General features: G+C 64.3%; 1 protein-coding gene. It reads left to right on the top strand.

Annotated features, from left to right (window positions below; translation table 11 throughout):
• Positions 1 to 20: 20 nt before the first annotated feature.
• Positions 21 to 255: DUF3088 family protein (locus CVH10_RS22340; protein WP_106489436.1), on the top strand; the 235-nt coding region annotated here is incomplete at its 3' end.

Genomic DNA, 255 nt, shown 5'->3' with positions numbered 1-255 from the left:
CATCGGCTATAGGCTGAGGCATGGCCGAGACGCTCTTTCTGTTGAACCCCGACTGGCATGACGATCAGGGCGGGCCATGGTTCTGCCCGCCCGGCGCCTATATCGAGGGCGTGCTGGCCTTTTATCCCCGACTGCGCGAGGCGCTGAACGTGGTCTATCTGGACCATGCGAAGCCGCGACCGCCGGTGATCGAACAGGTGGGCGAGGCGCATCGGAGCTGTCCGATCCTGATCCTGGACGGCGAACTGGACTGGC

This window comes from Halomonas sp. ND22Bw (assembly GCF_003011945.1).
Taxonomy (GTDB): domain Bacteria; phylum Pseudomonadota; class Gammaproteobacteria; order Pseudomonadales; family Halomonadaceae; genus Halomonas; species Halomonas halophila.
Note: the sequence above shows the minus strand (reverse complement) of the source record. Positions and strands in the feature narration are given on the sequence as shown.